Source organism: Flavobacterium enshiense (assembly GCF_040750275.1).
Classification (GTDB): Bacteria; Bacteroidota; Bacteroidia; order Flavobacteriales; family Flavobacteriaceae; genus Flavobacterium; species Flavobacterium enshiense_B.
In genome coordinates this window covers 355,684-373,030 of the sequence record NZ_JBDOCV010000004.1, presented here as the reverse complement: position 1 = coordinate 373,030, position 17,347 = coordinate 355,684, and the positions used below count along the sequence as shown (strand labels likewise).

Sequence of the window (17,347 nt, the reverse complement as noted above, 5' to 3'; positions counted from 1 at the left end):
AATGGAGCATTATAACGATCAGGATACCGAACAATTTGAAAACGAAATCACCTTGCGTGAACAGGTGTTTTTATACCTGAAGTATTGGAAGTGGTTTGTTTTGAGTGCAGGCTTGGCTTTACTGGCTGCCTTTATTTATCTGCGGTATTCTGTTCCACACTATAAATCTGCAGCAACGTTACTGGTTAAGGACGAATGGCGAGGCGGAAGTATCAGTACGGAATCTGAAGCATTTGCCGATATGGGCTTGTTCCCCAAAGTAAAGAGCAATGTCGATAACGAAATTGAAATTATCCGTTCCCGCACAATACTTGAACGCACCGTTAGGGAATTAGGTCTTGAAACTACTTATATCCATGAAGGTGTTGTAAAATCAGCCGAATTATATAAATCCAGTCCTATTCAGTTTCTTTTTTCCAATGTTGAGGAAAACTTTAAAGAATACAGCTATAATTACAAGGTGGAAGTTGTAAGTGATAAATCGTTTAATCTGTATACTTTAAGCGAAAAATTAATCGGTAGCTATAATTTTGGCACGACCATTAAACTGAAAGAAGGTGATTTAAAAGTAATTCAAACCGCAAATTTTAAAAAGTTCGACAGTTATGCTTATACGATTATCGTGCATATAACCCCGTCTTCACGGCTGGCGGATGGTTTGAAAGGCAGATTGGGAATTAAAACACTGAATGACAAGGTGAGTATCATAGAACTTGCCCTTGTAGATCCGATAGGTGAAAAAGCAAGAGATATTCTAAACACACTCATGGAGGTTTACAATCAGGATGTGGTTGACGATAAAAACAGGATTTTTAAAAACACTTCCGATTTTATAGATGAGCGACTGAAAATTATTTCCGAAGAACTGGAGGGTGTGGAAAGAAAAACGGAAGATTATAAGAAGGAAAATCAGTTGGCCGATTTGGTATCTCAGTCCGGTCTTTTTCTTCAGAATGCTTCCGAGTTTGAGAAGCAGGAAATTGAAACTGAAACTCAAATCCGGATTGCAAGAACCATGATGGATTTTGTATCCAAAAGTAATACCTACGATTTGTTACCGGCCAATATTTTAACAGCAGATGACAATGCTGCCGGATTAATCGATCAATACAATCAGCTTATTCTGGAGCGTAACAGGATGCTGAAAAACGCGGGGCCTAAAAACGTTGTAATTCAAACCATCAATAAAAAAATTGATGCGTTAAAAGTTAATATTAAGTCCAGTTTAGAAAGGCTGCTCACTTCCTTAACGATCAAAAAAAATGATTTAGCCCGACAAAACGCTTTGGCCGCCGGCCGTATAAACAAAGTGCCGACGATGGAGCGAAATACCCGCGCTTTGGGAAGACAACAACAAATTAAAGAATCGTTATATTTATACCTGCTTCAAAAGAGAGAGGAAACCGCTATATCGCTGGCTACAACAGCACCTAACGCTAAAGTGGTTGACAGTGCCGTTAAATACGACAGTCCTATAACGCCCAACAGGGATATTATTTACGGAGGTGCTTTGCTGTTTGGGCTCTTGTTGCCTTTTTCAATTATCTACGTTAAAAATATATTGGATACCAAAATTAAAAGCAGGGCAGATATTGAACGAAAAATTACCGTCCCTTTCGTTGGTGACGTTCCGAAATCGTTTTCAAATACTGAAATTATTGATTCCAACAGTCGTTCAGCCTCAGCGGAAGCCATCCGAATTGTTCGAACCAATTTGGAATTTATGCTCAATCAGGTTCCTGACGGAGAAGCTAAAACGATTTTCATTACCTCCACCTTGCCTAAAGAAGGAAAGACGTTCATCGCGGTAAATCTGGCTGGAACCATTGCGCTTTCCGGAAAAAAAGTACTGCTGATGGGGATGGATATTCGAAATCCGAAGCTTGAAGACTATATGCACTTGCCAAAAGAAGGTGTTACGAATTATCTGTCTACCCCAAATGCCAATATTGAAAATTTTGTTTATAAAATCCCGGACTTTGATCAGTTTTATGTTTTGCCTTCAGGTGTTATTCCGCCTAATCCGGCAGAGTTGTTAATGAATAAACGCGTAGGCGAGCTATTTGATAAGTTTAAAAAAGAATACGATTACATCATTGTGGATACCTCACCGATTCATTTGGTAACGGATACGCTCTTAATAGCGCAGTTTGCCCATGCTTTTGTGTATGTTATCCGGGCTAATTATCTGGATAAGCAATTCTTAAAAGTGCCGCATCAGCTGTATCAGGAAAAGAAATTGCCAAATATGGCAGTGTTGTTGAACGATACTGATATTAATAAAGGATATGGCTATGGTTATGGCGTTTACGGTTACGGCTATGGCTATGGGCCGGACAAAGAAAAGAAAAGTTGGATAAAGCAGTTGCTGAATAAAATAAAAAAAGAGGAGTAAGTCCTCTTTTTTTTTATTTGAAAAATTCATTTTGTTTCATGGCTTGGACAAGCGCTTGCGAATCTTTAAATTTTACTTTTTTACCGAACGCTTCAATATGATTTTTATGGTGAACATCAGATCCTGTAAAATCAATTAGTCCTTTTTTTAGCAGTTTTTCAGCGGTTTCGGTTACCTCCGGACCATAATAACCTACTGAGGATAATAAATTAAGCTGAAACAAACATCCCGCTTTTTTCAGTTTTTTGTATTCCGAAAAATTCTGATGAAAAAAACCGTAACGTTCCGGATGGGCCAAAACGGGGGTATAGCCAGCCAACTGTAGTTCAAATAACATGTCGTATAAGTTCATTGGAGGACTTAAGTAGGACAGCTCCACCAAAACGTGTTTGTCTTTTAAGGTCAATAGAGGTTCCGATTGAAAAAGTTTAAAAAAACTTTCGTTCATCATGTATTCGGAAGCGGTTTTTAGCTTAAGTTTTGTCGTCAGTTCCGGTGAAAGGCTTTTTACTTCTTCATATTTTTCAAGAATTCCTTCACGGGTATTGTCCCAAACATGCTCAATGGTATGCGGGGTGGTAATGGCATTGCAGAAACCTAAATCTAAAAAAGACTGCATCAGGAAATTAGTGTCGTCCAGTACTTTAGCACCGTCGTCTATTCCGAATAACAAATGGGAATGGATGTCGGTATATCCTTCCGGAATCAGGTCTTTTAATAGAGGTTTGGATTTTAAAAACGATAACATGGGGCAAAGGTAGCTAATTTTACAATTTGTAAACAGTAAAAAAGGTGCACTGTGGCACCTTTTCTTCTACGCTTGAAGCGTTGTTTTGTGAGTAGTTATGTTTGAGATGAAGAAATCTACCTCTTCCAACTCCTTGTTAATGCGTTCCAGATCGAGCTCTTTTTCCAGCAAGGCTACCGATCCATAACTTTCTTTTCTGTTTTCCAGTAAGAAACGTTTGTATTCGAGTCGGGTTTTTCTTTTAATCTCGTCTTCTTTTGTAGGGCCTTCCGGTAAGACTGCGATAACCGTTTCTACAGCTGCAATTTCAGCTACAACACCCTGCAGGATGGCATCAATCTCTACAGAAATATTACTATAGTTAGTGGTAACACGTTCAACGGATAATTGTTTAAAAGTCAAATCGGATTTTTCTTTTTCGGCCCAGGCTAATAATACATCACAATCTGCAATCGTACTGATTTTGTTTAATGAATACATAATTTAATTTTTTTAAAAGTTAATAATACTCTTACGCTTTTCAAATGCTGTGCCAAAAAAATCGTACAAAAATCAATTGAAATAATTTTAACATTTGTAGGTATTTTATGGCTGTTTTTGATTTAGGTTATGTGGTTGAATTTTAGAGATATTTGCTACTTTTTTAATTGTTCTTCAATTTTGAGTTTTAACATTTCAAGGCATTCTTTTTTAAACTGAAGCTGTTCTAAACGATAAGGCGGGTTTCTTTTTAAGCTTTTTTTAAGCCTTAATTCGATACAGGCTGTGTGAAATTGGCTGTCATTTTTGTTTGTTCCTAAAAAGGAAAGTGTTTCCATTGCATTAGTGTAAGCCCTGTATTTGTTTTCCAAATTGGTTATTTTCTTTTCAACTACTATTAATTGGTGTTTGGTGTTGGTGAGTTCATTTTTTAAATAGTCAATATTTTTTTGTACCTCATCATAAGACAGTAAGGGTTTGGCTTTTTCTGTTTTTTTACTGTTTTTATGTTGTTGCAACAGTGCTGCAATAGTTTTTTTGGCGTCTAAGGGTAAATTGCGTTTGCCAATTTCATACATAGACCATTGGGTTCTTGTTACGCCCAGTAAAGAAGCAATCTCAATTTGGGTAAGGCCTAATTTTTTTGTTAATGTTTCTCTTTTTTTCATAATGAGGCATTTTTTTTGCGAAAGTTTTTTTTGCCACAAAAGCGGTGGCAAATTTTTATCAGACAAATATTTTGCCACAAAAGTTGTGGCAATCAGTTTTTGTGAAAATATTTTGCTACGAGGCTTATGCTTCAAAAAGAAAAAGCTAACAAGTACCAAACGGTTATTTTTGCGTTAGTTGGCTTGGTCAGTTGGTAAAATAGTTTAATTTTGGAAACTTATAAAAAACACGCATAACCATAGATGGAAAAGAAAAGTTTTGCTGAAGGGGAGTGGCTTTATGAAATTGGGCCGAAAAACAATTTTTTTTCCCTGAATCTGAAAGAAGTTTGGCATTATCGGGATTTGCTCATGCTTTTTGTAAAGCGTGATGTGGTTACAGTTTACAAGCAGACTGTTTTGGGGCCGTTGTGGTATCTTATTCAGCCTTTGTTTACTTCGATTATTTTTACACTGATTTTTAATAATGTTGCCGGAATTTCTACCGGAAGTGTTCCGCCGTTTCTTTTTAATCTGGCCGGGATAACTATTTGGAATTATTTTACGGCTTGTTTAAACGAAACCTCCGATACTTTTAAAAAGAATGCTAATGTGTTTGGGAAAGTGTATTTTCCACGCATCATTATGCCATTGTCTATTGTAATTTCCAATCTGTTAAAGTTTGGGATACAATTCCTGATTTTTATTGCGTTCTATTTATACTATGTGCTTAACGGGACAATAGTAGCTCCTAATAAAATGGTGTTTCTGTATCCTTTTCTGGTTATTCTGATGGGGATACTGGGTTTAGGTTTAGGAATGTTCATTTCATCAATGGTAACAAAGTATAGGGATTTGTCTTTTCTGGTGGTTTTCGGTGTACAATTGTTGATGTACGGTTCGGCAGTAATGTATCCTATGGCTTTATTGCAGGAGAAAATTCCGGAATATGCCTGGTTGGTTCACTATAATCCGTTAGCCTATATTGTTGAGGCTGCACGATACTTATTGTTGGATATGGGAACAGTATCATTGTCTGGTATTTTGTATACCATTGGCGTTACTTTTTTGATTTTGACCATAGGAATATTGTCCTTTAATAAAACCGAGAAGAGCTTTATCGATACCGTGTAGCAGGATTTAGAGAAATGGAAGAGAAAGATATAATTTTAAAAGTTGAAAATATTTCCAAACAGTACCGTTTGGGGACTGTTGGTACAGGCACGTTAAGTCACGACCTTAACCGCTGGTGGCATGCTATCAGAGGAAAAGAAGATCCGTATTTAAAAGTGGGGGAAACCAATGACCGTACCCGGAAAGGGGACAGCGAATATGTTTGGGCTTTGCAGGATATTAATTTTGAGGTGGAACGCGGTGAAGTCCTTGGAGTAATCGGGAAAAACGGTGCCGGGAAATCGACCTTACTTAAAATATTGTCGAAAGTGACTGCACCTACTACCGGAACCATCAAATCCAGAGGACGTATTGCGTCCTTGCTTGAAGTAGGAACAGGATTTAACCCAGAATTAACCGGACGTGAAAATGTTTACCTGAACGGTGCCATTCTAGGGATGACCAAAAAAGAAATAGCCTCCAAAATGGACGAGATTATCGCTTTTTCAGGATGCGAACGTTATATTGATACCCCAACCAAGCGATACAGCAGTGGTATGACCGTGCGTTTGGCGTTTGCTGTAGCTGCTTTTTTGGAGCCGGAGATTTTGATAGTTGATGAGGTTTTAGCAGTTGGAGACGTGGAATTTCAAAAAAAAGCTATCGGGAAGATGAAAGATATATCTAGAGGAGAAGGAAGAACGGTACTTTTTGTAAGCCATAATATGGAAGCAATTAAAAGTTTATGTTCCAAGCTGATTATCGTTAAGAATGGTATGATAAGTTTTAATGGGGAGGTAGATCAAGGGGTTTCCAATTATTTGAAAGATAATGAAACTAACCTGATAGTAAACATCGAACAGTTTATTGAAACAACAGAAGATAAAGATTTCAGACTCCTGAGATGTGATGTTTATCAAAAAAATGCGGATGAATTAAATTTTGTAAGTGATGAAGACGTATTGGTAGAATATGAGTTTGAAGTATTGAATAGGATTAAAGGCTTAAGAGTAGGATTTGATCTAATTGATTTGAGTTCAGATCATGTTGTATTCAGAACTTTTCATGATGATACCTCCGATGATATACAGTATACGGATTCAGGCGTTTATAAAGCAATTGGGAAGATACCTTCAAATTTTTTACGATCCGGTCTTTATTCGATAAGAATAGCTATTGGAATACACGCGGTAAGATGGATAGCAAACAGCAATGATTTAGGCGTTAACTTTTTGGTATATAATTCCAAGGGGGTTAACAAGGCTTATAAAGATAACAGACCAGGATTAATCATGCCTGAGATTACTTGGGTTACAGAACAAAAAAAGTAGAATGGACAAAGTTTTTAAATTTTTATTTTACAGGGTTTCGGTGTTTTTAAATGTGAACTCTCAGAAAGTAATACGATATTTTGAAAAAAAAGAGAATGAGTCTGATAATTTAAAGTGGAAACATCTGTTTAAAAAAGATGAACGAATTTTATATCCGATAAATAAAACTCTTCAAATCTATTTGTATAAAGACAGCATTTTATCCAGATTTATATATAAGGGTAATTTTGAAGAGCAAGAGTTAAAGTGCATGCTTTCTAATATAAATGAAGGAGATACCTTTATTGATATAGGTGCAAACATTGGGCTGTTTAGTTTGCTTGCCGCTGAAAAAGTTGGTGCTAGTGGGAAAGTAATTTCATTTGAACCTTTTCCGAATACTTTTAAGAGGCTGACAGACAACATAGAACTAAATAAACTGAAAAATATTGATGCTCGGAATATTGGTCTTTCCGATAAAGAGGATTCCCTCACGTTTTATTATTCTGATACAGGGTTTGATGCCTGGAATTCTTTTGCACCAACCAATGATAAACGCTTAAGGAAGGAGATCAGTATAGGAGTTTCTACTTTGGATAATGAATTGGAGAGTGTAGATAAAAGCAAAGTGAAATTTGTAAAAATAGATGTTGAAGGTTGGGAAAAATTCGTAATACAGGGGGGTAAACAGTTTTTTTCAGAGTATTCCCCAATTGTTATGGTAGAGTTTACCGAGGAAAACACCTTGAATGCTGGTTATTTTGTAAACGAAATATTCGGATTACTGGAAAATTTAGGGTATGAATGGTATAGGATAGATGGGCAGCATCTTGTGAAAGAAATAAAGCAAACACATTATCCATATGATAATTTAATCGCGAAGAAGAAAGCCTAATGAAGTTGTCGGTTATAACCATAAATTATAATAATGCATCGGGTCTGCAAAGAACCATCGAAAGTGTAATAAGCCAAGGTTACACGGATATGGAATATATAGTAATTGATGGAGGTTCCACAGACAGAAGTGTAGAAATTATAAAAAACAACGAGTCTTATATTTCAAAATGGATTAGCGAAAAAGACACCGGAATCTACAATGCCCTGAACAAAGGGATAAAAATGGCAACCGGAGACTATTTGCTTTTTCTCAACAGTGGTGACCATTTTTATACTAATGACGTATTGGTTAAAAATAATCAGTATCTTACGGATTATGACTTGGTTGCTTTTGATATACATGTATATGGACAAGGGTATGATCAGATAAAGGCACATCCAAACAAACCTAAATTTTCTTTTTTATTTGAAGATACCTTTGCACATCAGTCTGTTCTTATTAAGAGAGAATTGTTTGATAATGTGGGATTGTATGATGAAACGCTCAAAATTGTTGCGGATTGGAAATTTTTTATTCATGCCATAATATTTCACAAAGCGTCTTATTTGGCTGTACATGAAGTATTAAGTACTTATTATTTAGATGGGATAAGTTCTGGAGGTGAAGGCTCTTTAATAAGGGATCAGGAAAGAAAAAATGTTTTGAGTAATGAATTTTCTTTTTTCTATGATGACTATGTTAACGCAGAGCAAAACAAAAACCTGCTTAATATGAACCGGTTTAAAATGCTTCAGCAGCTAGAGCAATCTAATATAGGAAGGAAAATAAGTTCGATGATTTTAAGGATTTTAACTAAAATAGTTTAAAATTACATGAAAAGTCTTTTGAAGAGATTAGCAATAAAGGCATTAGGATTAAATAACAATTCCAAAATTCCTCCTAAAACATTATTAGATAAGCTTAAAGAAAACGGGTTAAAAGTAGGTGAGAATTTTAACATGCTTCCAGAATGCATTATAGATTTTTCACACTGTTGGCATATCACTATAGGCGATAATGTAACTTTGGCGCCAAGAGTTCATATTTTAGCACATGATGCGAGTACAAAAATGCATCTTAATTACACTAAAGTCAAAAATGTAACGATAGGAAATAATGTTTTTATTGGTACTGGCAGTATTGTTATGCCAGGTGTTTCCATTGCTGATAATGTTATTGTAGGCGCAGGTTCTGTAGTTACCAAAGATATACCTGAAAATTCTGTGTATGCTGGTAATCCTGCCAAGTTTATTTGTTTGACAAATGATTTTGTTGAAAAGCAAAAAGCGGAAATAAACCTTAGCAATACATTTGATGAAACATATACTTTGAGAGCCAATATCAGTGCTGAAAAGAAGAAAGGAATGATTGATAGTGCCAAAGTAAACGGATCTGTTTTTGTAATCTAAAACGATACTTATGATCCCTAAAAAATTACATTATTGCTGGTTTGGTCCTAAATCCAAATCAAAAGTGTTTCAGGAATGTCTTGTTTCCTGGCAGCAATTTTGTCCGGATTTCGAAATTATCGAGTGGAACGAATCCAATTCCAAAAAATATGCCAATGCTTTTTATCGCAATGCCTTACGAAAGAAAAAATATGCTTTTGTTGCGGATTATATAAGAACCAAAGTACTTTTAAACGAAGGTGGGATTTATCTGGATACCGATATGTTGTTACTCAAACCCATTAACGAATTGTTGCAGTACGATTTTTTTACAGCCGAAGAGGTAAAAGGGAGGGTAGCATTTGGATTGTTTGGTGCAACGCCACAACATTTTTTTTTAAAGCAAATGGCAACATTTTACGATACCAACGAGTTTAATGTTTTTTCACCACCGGTTATCACGCATACGTTCAGCCCGCTGATTAATACAGATACCGTTAAGGTGGGTGAAATTATCTTCCCTCCAGATTTTTTTTATCCGCTGTCTTTCGAAAACCGATTGGAAGATTATGCAAAATATATCACGACAAACAGTTATGCCGTTCATCTCTGGGACCATTCCTGGAGAGCGCCAGAAAAGGAAAACGTTTTTACGCTTATCAATAAAATAATGAGTGTTTTTACCGATTTTGTTTGCTATGGTTATTCCTATTCGTATTTTAGACGTTACGCTAAGGAATTTCTAAGAAAGTTGTACCACAGCGTAATAGGAAACTAATAGTTATGAAAGTATTACACATCACAACATCGGCTAAAGGAGGTGCCGGTATTGCTGCATTACGACTGCATAATGCCTTGTCATCCAACGGTGTCTCGTCAGCATATCTGTCTGCGAACTTAACTTTAGATTATACTAATCAACAATTAGATGATCCTTTTTTTAACTATAAAAAGCCATCTGTTTTAAAGCGACTGTTAACCAAAATAAAGATTTTGTTCTGGCCAAGTCCAGCTCAGAAAGCTAAAACGACACTGGTCAAGTTAGTGCCCCAATTGCAGTGTGAAATTACTTCTTTGCCTTTCAGTTCTTTTGAATTGCACAAGCATCCCTTAGTATTGGAAGCCGATGTAATTAATCTTCATTGGATTTCAGGAATTGCGGATTATTCCAGTTTTTTTGAAAACTGTCAAAAGCCTATCGTATGGACGCTGCATGATATGAATCCGTTTCAGGGGATTTTTCATTATAAGGAAGATGAAGTGCGCAATAAAAATAGTGCAGGAAATTTTGATCGGGCGATAAAAGAAATAAAAGAGAAAAGTATTCAAAATATTAAGACCGGCGTTACAGTTGCTCCCTCTGCATGGTTATTGAGAGAGGCTATACAGCATGATTTTTTTCCACAATCGTTGCGTATAAGTATTCCAAATGCAATAGATTTAGCTGTTTTTAAAGTTCAGGACGCTACAGCTTTGCGGCAAGAATTGGGTATCGGAGAGGATGAATTTACTTTGTTGTTTGTATCCGATACTTTGGAAAATCCTCGAAAAGGTTTTGATTTGCTGTTGGAAGCCTTACATTTACTGGAACATTTGCCTATTACGATAGTTACTATTGGAAAAGGGAAAGCAGAAGGTACAAAATTGAAAAATGTAGCCTTAGGTAATATCGATTCAGTCGAAAGAATGGCCACTGTTTATGCTTTGGCGGATGCTTTTGTATTGCCCAGTCGGGAAGATAATTTACCCAACGTGATGTTGGAAGCTTTTGCTTGCGGAACCCCCGTAATTAGCTTCAATCACGGAGGAATGCAGGAACATGTGCGCGAGCATTTAACAGGAGTGCTGGCTAAAGAAATGAATGGTAAAAGTTTAGCCGAGGCTATTGAGAAGTTATATGCAAACAGAAGCGAGTACCCACGTGAGGCTATTCGGAAATATGCCGAAGATAATTTTAGTTTTGCAAAACAGGCAAAAGCTTATACTGCTTTGTACAAGGAACTCATGAAGTGATTTGGAAGCATATTCTTAATTTTAAATAGATATTCTTTAATTTACAATAACTTAGTTTACAATAAAAAATGCTGATAAAAAAAATTGCCACAATTTACAGGAAATGTAAAATAGCAGAAAGTAATTTTTTTATAACTATCTGCAAATATTTTCAGTATCGTTTTTATGGTAAAAACATAATAGTGCATCATAAAGTTTTGATTAAAGGATTGTCTAATATTGAAACCAACGATAAACTGGAAATAGGAATGCGCTATGTCGGATTTTCTGACAAACGAGATACCACATTGTTGAATGTTAAAGGAAAACTTATGTTTTCCGGGAATTATTCGATCGGTAGAGGGTGTAGGTTCGATATCGGATCCAATGCAAAAGTATTGATAGGTAAAGGGGGGTATGTTAACCCCAATACTACATTTATCATTATGCACGGATTAACCATAGGTGATAATTGTGCAATTTCTTGGGACTGTCAATTCCTAGATGAAGATTTTCATGCCATTGTTTATGCCGGAATGAAAGAAAAAAGCAATGAAATTGTAATTGGTAATAATGTTTGCATTGGTTGTGGAGTGAAAATATATAAAGGAAGTGTTATTCCAGATGGAAGTGTTATTGCCGCCAATTCTGTTGTACGGGGAGTTTTTACTGAGCAAAAAGTTTTAATTGCAGGCCATCCTGCCAAAGTAATTAAAAATGATGTTTCATGGAAATGATTAAGAGCAAGGTGCATTTATCAGTAATAACTATAAACTATAATGATGCGGCAGGTTTGGAAGCTACAATTCTTTCTGTTGTCTCACAGACCTATCCAGAAATTGAATTTATAATTATTGATGGATATTCCACAGACGAGAGCCGGGAAGTTATTCGGAAATATCAGTCAGATTTAACTTATTGGGTAAGTGAAAAGGATACCGGTATTTACAACGCCATGAATAAAGGAATCAACGCAGCAACCGGAGATTATTTGTTGTTCTTGAACAGCGGCGATGTTTTTAATGGCAATACCGCTTTAGAAGATTTTGTAACCCATCCGGATTTTGAAGGCGATATTATTTATGGCGATTATAAATTTGAAAAGGGAGGAAAAGTGTATCCCGATCATTTGACGCCTTTGTTTTTTATGCGAACCTCATTGCCACATCAAAGTACGCTGTTTCATAAAAACGTTTTTGAAAAAATGGGGATGTATGACGAAAAGTATCGTATAGTTTCAGACAGAGCATTTTATATTAAATGTTTTTTAAGCAATCAGTTTATTTTCAGGCATATTAATTATGCATTGTCTGTTTTCGATTTGTCAGGGGTAAGTAACACAGTAGCGCACAAAAAAATAAAAATTACTGAAGATGAGATGATGTTTCAGGAATATTATGGCGTTTATTATGAAGATTATAAAAAAATGCTTGCTCTTGAAAGCGAGTTAAATCAGGTTAAAAAAAAGACACTTTCCGGAATTGGGAAACGAATTGTGAATAAAATTAAGCACGTATGTCGTATCCATTAGTCAGTATTATTATTCCGACATATAACAGAACTGAGTATCTGAAGCTTACTTTAGAAAGTGTCGTAAATCAGACTTTTCAAGATTTTGAAATAATAGTTGTAGACGACGGTACACCTAATGATGCTAACCAAGAGCTTTGTGCTTCAATAGCTAAAGTTCAGTATGTTAAGATTGCCAACAGCGGAGGTCCTGCCAAACCAAGAAATGAAGGAATTAAGAGGGCAAAGGGAAAATACTTGGCTTTTGTAGACGATGATGATTTGTGGTTGCCCAACAAATTAGAAGTTCAGGTAACTATTTTGGAAAATAACCCCGATTTTGGTCTGGTTCACGGTTGTTGCGAAGTAATTGACGAAAAGGGAATTTTGCAAAACAGAATTATAGGACGTCCCGGAACATCCGATGTGAAGCATGGTGCGGTTCTTTTTAAAATGATGGGAAATTGGACGGTTATGATGCCAACCTCATTTATAAGAAAAGAAATTGTAGATAAGGTAGGTTTTTTTAATGAAGAAATGCCTGCTGCCGGTGAAGATACCGAATTTTGGACACGATGTGCTTTTGAGACTAAATTTTATTATGTAGATTCTCCTTTGGTACAGTATAGGGTGCATTCTAGTAATATTTCAGGTAATAAACGGAACTATCTTTTATTACCTTTATATTTGAAGAATGTATGTGAACAGTATTTAAAGAAAGGTCAGATAAATCATCGGGATTATCGTTTCTTTATTATGGCATTATGCAGAAAGCAGATCAGCATGATTAAAGTGAGTTATTCGCTAACGATAAAAAATCTTTTTTTGTTGGATCTTTTCTGGATTTTACGAAGCGGTTTGCTTAAAATGATGGTTTATGTAGTTGTTTTTAAGAAGTAATTATGAGAATTGGTTTTAATCCCAGCAAAAATAAGGAAGTAGCCGAACATGATTTTTTTCATCAGGTGATAATTCCTGTTTACATCCCGAATTTTGAGGGGTATTTTAAAGACAGTTTCCAAATCTTTAAGTATAGTATAGAATCACTTTTTAAAACGAGTCACCACCAAACGTATTTTACAATAATTAATAACGGTAGTTGTCGTGAAGTAACTGACTATCTGGATCAGCTCTATAAGGAAGCTAAAATTCAGGAGTTAATGCATACAACTGCAATTGGAAAACTGAATGCGATTTTAAAAGGAGTTACAGGACATAATTTTCCTTTGGTTACCATTACAGATGCCGATGTGTTGTTTTTAAATAATTGGCAGCAATCAACGTATGATGTTTTTGAAACATTTCCAAAGGCTGGGGTTGTTTCGACGACACCAAATTCAAAAATGGTTCGTTATCTTACGTCTGGTATTTTATTCGACAATCTCTTTTCGAAGCAACTTTTTTTTACGGATGTTAAAAATCCAAAAGCCTTATCCGCTTTCGCTCACAGTATAGGTAAGCCGGATTTATTTAATGTTGAGCATCTTAAAAAAATATTGACGCTTTCCAAAGGAGAACAAAAAGCAGTGGTTGGTGCCGGACATTTTGTCGCTACCTATAAAGGGAGTGTTTTTGATAACTGGACTACACGTTTTTCTGTTCACAGTTTAGGAGGAAAGAGCATAAATAATTTGTTGGATAAACCAATTGCAGAAAAAGGCTATTGGAGATTATCGACACAGGATAATTTTACTTATCATATGGGGAATGTTCCGGAAGACTGGATGATATCCGAGTTGAATGATTTAGTGGTTTGTAATCAAAAAGTAAATTTGCCAAATTTAGTTAATCATAAAGAGAATTATATTAGTGCATACGTAAAAGTTAAGCTTTTCTCTAAAGTAATTTTTAATAAGTTCGTCTGGAAATGGTTTATTGCCGGCAAAGGATTAACAAAAGTGCAGGCAGAGAAGTATTAGACAAGATTTAAGAATAAATCAATATGAATAACACCCCCTATCTAATCGCCGAAATAGGCCAGGCCCACGAAGGCAGTTTAGGCATTCTTCATTCCTATATAGATTCCGTTGCGACAACCGGAGTTCAGGCGATAAAATTTCAAATGCACATCGCTGAAGCGGAAAGTAGTCAGCATGAACCGTTTCGGATTAAGTTTTCTTATGAAGATGCGACGCGCTATGATTATTGGAAACGAATGGGCTTTACTTTGGCACAATGGAAGGAAATAAAAAAGCATTGTGATGAAGTTGGATTAGACTTCATCTGTTCACCTTTCAGTAATTTGGCGGTGGACTGGCTGGAAGAAATTGGCGTTGCGTATTACAAAATAGGTTCCGGAGAAGTAAATAATTGGCTCTTGCTTGAGAAAATTGCAAAAACCGGGAAACCTGTTATCCTGTCTTCCGGAATGAGCAGTTATAAGGAATTAAACGAAACCGTTACATTTTTAAAATCGAGAAATGTTGACTTTTCCCTACTGCAATGCACTACATCGTATCCTACTCAACCAGAGCAATACGGGTTAAATGTTATAAAGGAATTAAAAGAACGTTACGGGGTACCGGTTGGGTTTTCCGATCATTCTGCCAAAACAGCTACTAATATTGCCGCTGTGGCATTGGGAGCAGAAATTTTAGAATTCCATGTGGTTTTTGACAGAAAGATGTTTGGGCCGGATTCAAAATCATCATTAACCATTGATGAGGTTCACGCTTTAGTAGGAGATGTAAACGATGTATATAAAGCAATACAATCTCCCATAGATAAAAATCAAAACGAACAATACACCACACTGAAGTCAATATTTGAAAAATCATTAGCAGTTAATAAAAATCTTTCTAAAGGACATATTATCAGTTTTGATGATTTGGAAACAAAAAAACCAAAAGGATTCGGGATTGATGCCCGTAATTTTGAAAACGTCATAGGGAAGGCTTTGAAAAATGACCTGCAACAATGGGATTTTCTTAACGAAACGGATTTGTCAGACTAAAGACAATGGAGGTTTGATTTTATACATTCCACTTTTTTAGCTACATTTAGCAACTGAAAACCTGAAAAAATGCCGAAAAGAAAAATTGCAGTTGTTATTACTGCAAGACCTTCATACAGTAGAGTTAAAACCGTTTTAGCCGCCATCAAAGAGCATCCGGAACTGGAGCTTCAACTAGTAGTTGCTGCTTCAGCTTTGTTGGATCGTTATGGTTCGGCTGTAAACTATATTGAAAAAGACGGATTTGAAATCGCCGCACGAGTTTTTAATGTGTTGGAAGGTGAAAATCTTACTGCTGCTGCCAAAACTACAGGTATAGGTATTTTGGAATTGTCAACTGTTTTTGATAACCTTAAACCGGATATTGTCGTTACCGTTGCCGATCGATTTGAAACGATGGCAACGGCTATTGCGGCTTCGTATATGAATATTCCTTTGGCACATATTCAAGGCGGTGAGGTTACCGGAAATATTGACGAAAAAGTCCGTCATTCCATTACCAAATTATCCGATTATCATTTTGTGGCTTCCGAAAGCGCTAAAGAAAGAGTGTTAAAGTTAGGGGAAAACCCCGAAATGGTATTTAATACCGGATGTCCTTCCATCGATTTGGCACTGGAAGTTGAAAATAAAACAGCTCTTTCGTTTAATCCGTATGAAAAGTATGGCGGTGTAGGAGCTGCGCCCGATTTGTCTGAAGGGTATCTGGTAGTGATGCAACACCCGGTAACCAATGAATATAAAGATTCAAGAAAGCATATTCAGGCTACCTTGGAAGCCGTTTACAAATTAAATAAGCCTACGTTATGGTTTTGGCCTAATGTTGATGCCGGTGCCGACGGTACTTCCAGTGGGATAAGAGCTTTTAGGGAGCAACATCAGCTGCCACAGGTTCATTTCTTTAAAAATATGGAAGGCAAAGATTTTCTGGAACTACTTAAAAACAGTAACGGTTTAATCGGGAATTCAAGTGTGGGTATCAGAGAATGCGCTTTTTTAGGTGTTCCGGTTGTTAACATCGGATCCAGACAAAATAAAAGAGACCGCGGAAATAATGTAGTGGATGTGGATTACAATCAGCATGATATAGAAGCGGCGATTCAAAATATTATTCAAAACGGAAAGGCAGCTCCCTCTTTTATTTACGGTAACGGAAAAGCCGGTGAAGCCATCGCGAATTTATTGGAGTCCTTACCGTTACAGTTTCACAAAACTATAATGTATTAATTAATGAAGATTCTTGGTGTTATTCCGGCAAGAGGCGGCTCAAAAGGGGTGCCTGGAAAAAATATAAAGTTATTGGGGAATAAACCACTTTTAGCCTATTCTATTGAAAGTGCAAAGAAAAGTAGCAAATTGTTTGAGGTTATTGTTACTACAGACAGTGAATCCATCGCTTCAATAGCCGAGGAATACGGAGCAAAAATACCATTTATAAGGCCCTCTGAACTAGCTTTAGATACTACTCCAACGTTAGAGGTGATTCAGCATACCTTGAAATTTTATCAGTCAAGAGGTGAATATTTCGATGCGGTGTGTCTGCTTCAGCCCACAAGTCCTTTTCGTGAGGATGATTTAATTGACAGGGCTATTGAAAAATTTATCACCACCGGAGCTGATGCTTTGGTAAGTGTACTTCCAGTTCCGCATGAATACAATCCACACTGGACTTTTGAAAGCGATTCCAACGGTTTTTTAAAGGTGGCTACCGGAGATGAAAAACTAATTTCAAGAAGACAGGATTTGCCCTTGGCTTACCATAGGGATGGTGCGGTGTACATCACGAAATCTGAGGTTATTTTGCAAGGTTCTTTGTATGGAACTTCACTTACTTATGTTGAAAGCAATCCGGAACATTATATCAATATTGATACTCCCTATGATTGGGAAAAGGCAGAGTCGTTTGTTGCAAAACAAAAAAGAAAACTATAAAAG

General features: G+C 36.3%; 18 protein-coding genes. 15 read left to right on the top strand and 3 right to left on the bottom strand.

All coding sequences use genetic code 11. The features are described 5' to 3' along the window. Position 1 precedes the first annotated feature (1 nt). Positions 2-2,395 carry a GumC family protein gene (locus ABGT15_RS08370; protein WP_367230973.1) on the top strand — a complete coding sequence of 798 codons (2,394 nt, stop codon included), beginning with the start codon at positions 2-4 and terminating at the stop codon, positions 2,393-2,395. A gap of 13 nt (positions 2,396-2,408) precedes the next feature. Here ABGT15_RS08370 and ABGT15_RS08365 read toward each other — a convergent pair whose 3' ends face one another. The 3 genes from ABGT15_RS08365 to ABGT15_RS08355 form a co-directional block, all read right to left on the bottom strand. After that, positions 2,409-3,143 (bottom strand): tyrosine-protein phosphatase, encoded by a 735-nt coding sequence (locus ABGT15_RS08365; RefSeq protein ID WP_367230972.1) that lies wholly within the window; start codon positions 3,141-3,143, stop codon positions 2,409-2,411. Between the two features lie 66 nt (positions 3,144-3,209). Continuing rightward, the gene (locus ABGT15_RS08360; RefSeq protein WP_367230971.1) at positions 3,210-3,623 is read right to left on the bottom strand and encodes a hypothetical protein; all 414 of its coding nucleotides are present in this window, start codon (positions 3,621-3,623) and stop codon (positions 3,210-3,212) included. Positions 3,624-3,778: 155 nt separating this feature from the next. Beyond that, positions 3,779-4,291 (bottom strand): helix-turn-helix domain-containing protein, encoded by a 513-nt coding sequence (locus tag ABGT15_RS08355; protein WP_367230970.1) that lies wholly within the window; start codon positions 4,289-4,291, stop codon positions 3,779-3,781. A gap of 243 nt (positions 4,292-4,534) precedes the next feature. Between ABGT15_RS08355 and ABGT15_RS08350 the strand changes: the two genes are divergently transcribed. The 14 genes from ABGT15_RS08350 to ABGT15_RS08285 all read left to right on the top strand — a co-directional run bounded on the left by ABGT15_RS08350 (position 4,535) and on the right by ABGT15_RS08285 (position 17,344). Beyond that, positions 4,535-5,404, top strand: coding sequence for an ABC transporter permease (locus ABGT15_RS08350; protein WP_367230969.1), 870 nt, complete (start codon positions 4,535-4,537; stop codon positions 5,402-5,404). Between the two features lie 14 nt (positions 5,405-5,418). Continuing rightward, positions 5,419-6,714 (top strand): ABC transporter ATP-binding protein, encoded by a 1,296-nt coding sequence (locus ABGT15_RS08345; protein ID WP_367230968.1) that lies wholly within the window; start codon positions 5,419-5,421, stop codon positions 6,712-6,714. Position 6,715: 1 nt separating this feature from the next. Continuing rightward, the gene (locus ABGT15_RS08340) at positions 6,716-7,588 is read left to right on the top strand and encodes an FkbM family methyltransferase (RefSeq protein WP_367230967.1); all 873 of its coding nucleotides are present in this window, start codon (positions 6,716-6,718) and stop codon (positions 7,586-7,588) included. After that, complete coding sequence (locus tag ABGT15_RS08335) at positions 7,588-8,397, top strand: glycosyltransferase family 2 protein (protein WP_367230966.1); 810 nt, start codon at positions 7,588-7,590, stop codon at positions 8,395-8,397. Before ABGT15_RS08340 ends, ABGT15_RS08335 begins: the two co-directional genes overlap by 1 nt. 6 nt (positions 8,398-8,403) lie before the next feature. Beyond that, complete coding sequence (locus tag ABGT15_RS08330; RefSeq protein ID WP_367230965.1) at positions 8,404-8,979, top strand: acyltransferase; 576 nt, start codon at positions 8,404-8,406, stop codon at positions 8,977-8,979. A 10-nt stretch (positions 8,980-8,989) separates the two neighbouring features. After that, positions 8,990-9,736 carry a glycosyltransferase gene (locus ABGT15_RS08325; RefSeq protein ID WP_367230964.1) on the top strand — a complete coding sequence of 249 codons (747 nt, stop codon included), beginning with the start codon at positions 8,990-8,992 and terminating at the stop codon, positions 9,734-9,736. Positions 9,737-9,741: 5 nt separating this feature from the next. Next, complete coding sequence (locus ABGT15_RS08320; RefSeq protein ID WP_367230963.1) at positions 9,742-10,971, top strand: glycosyltransferase; 1,230 nt, start codon at positions 9,742-9,744, stop codon at positions 10,969-10,971. Between the two features lie 182 nt (positions 10,972-11,153). Then, a complete protein-coding gene (locus tag ABGT15_RS08315) occupies positions 11,154-11,687 on the top strand; it encodes an acyltransferase (RefSeq protein ID WP_367230962.1) in 534 nt (177 codons plus the stop codon). Continuing rightward, positions 11,678-12,481, top strand: a complete 804-nt coding sequence (locus ABGT15_RS08310) for a glycosyltransferase family 2 protein (protein WP_367230961.1) — start codon at positions 11,678-11,680, stop codon at positions 12,479-12,481. Before ABGT15_RS08315 ends, ABGT15_RS08310 begins: the two co-directional genes overlap by 10 nt. Continuing rightward, positions 12,466-13,359, top strand: a complete 894-nt coding sequence (locus ABGT15_RS08305; RefSeq protein WP_367230960.1) for a glycosyltransferase family 2 protein — start codon at positions 12,466-12,468, stop codon at positions 13,357-13,359. The genes ABGT15_RS08310 and ABGT15_RS08305 overlap by 16 nt, the downstream gene beginning before the upstream one ends. A 2-nt stretch (positions 13,360-13,361) precedes the next feature. Continuing rightward, positions 13,362-14,378 (top strand): glycosyltransferase family 2 protein, encoded by a 1,017-nt coding sequence (locus tag ABGT15_RS08300; RefSeq protein ID WP_367230959.1) that lies wholly within the window; start codon positions 13,362-13,364, stop codon positions 14,376-14,378. Between the two features lie 23 nt (positions 14,379-14,401). After that, the gene (locus tag ABGT15_RS08295; protein ID WP_367230958.1) at positions 14,402-15,412 is read left to right on the top strand and encodes an N-acetylneuraminate synthase family protein; all 1,011 of its coding nucleotides are present in this window, start codon (positions 14,402-14,404) and stop codon (positions 15,410-15,412) included. 69 nt (positions 15,413-15,481) lie between these two features. Next, positions 15,482-16,639 (top strand): UDP-N-acetylglucosamine 2-epimerase, encoded by a 1,158-nt coding sequence (gene neuC / locus ABGT15_RS08290; RefSeq protein WP_367230957.1) that lies wholly within the window; start codon positions 15,482-15,484, stop codon positions 16,637-16,639. Positions 16,640-16,642: 3 nt separating this feature from the next. Next, the gene (locus ABGT15_RS08285; RefSeq protein ID WP_367230956.1) at positions 16,643-17,344 is read left to right on the top strand and encodes a cytidylyltransferase domain-containing protein; all 702 of its coding nucleotides are present in this window, start codon (positions 16,643-16,645) and stop codon (positions 17,342-17,344) included. The last annotated feature ends 3 nt before the right edge of the window (positions 17,345-17,347 follow it).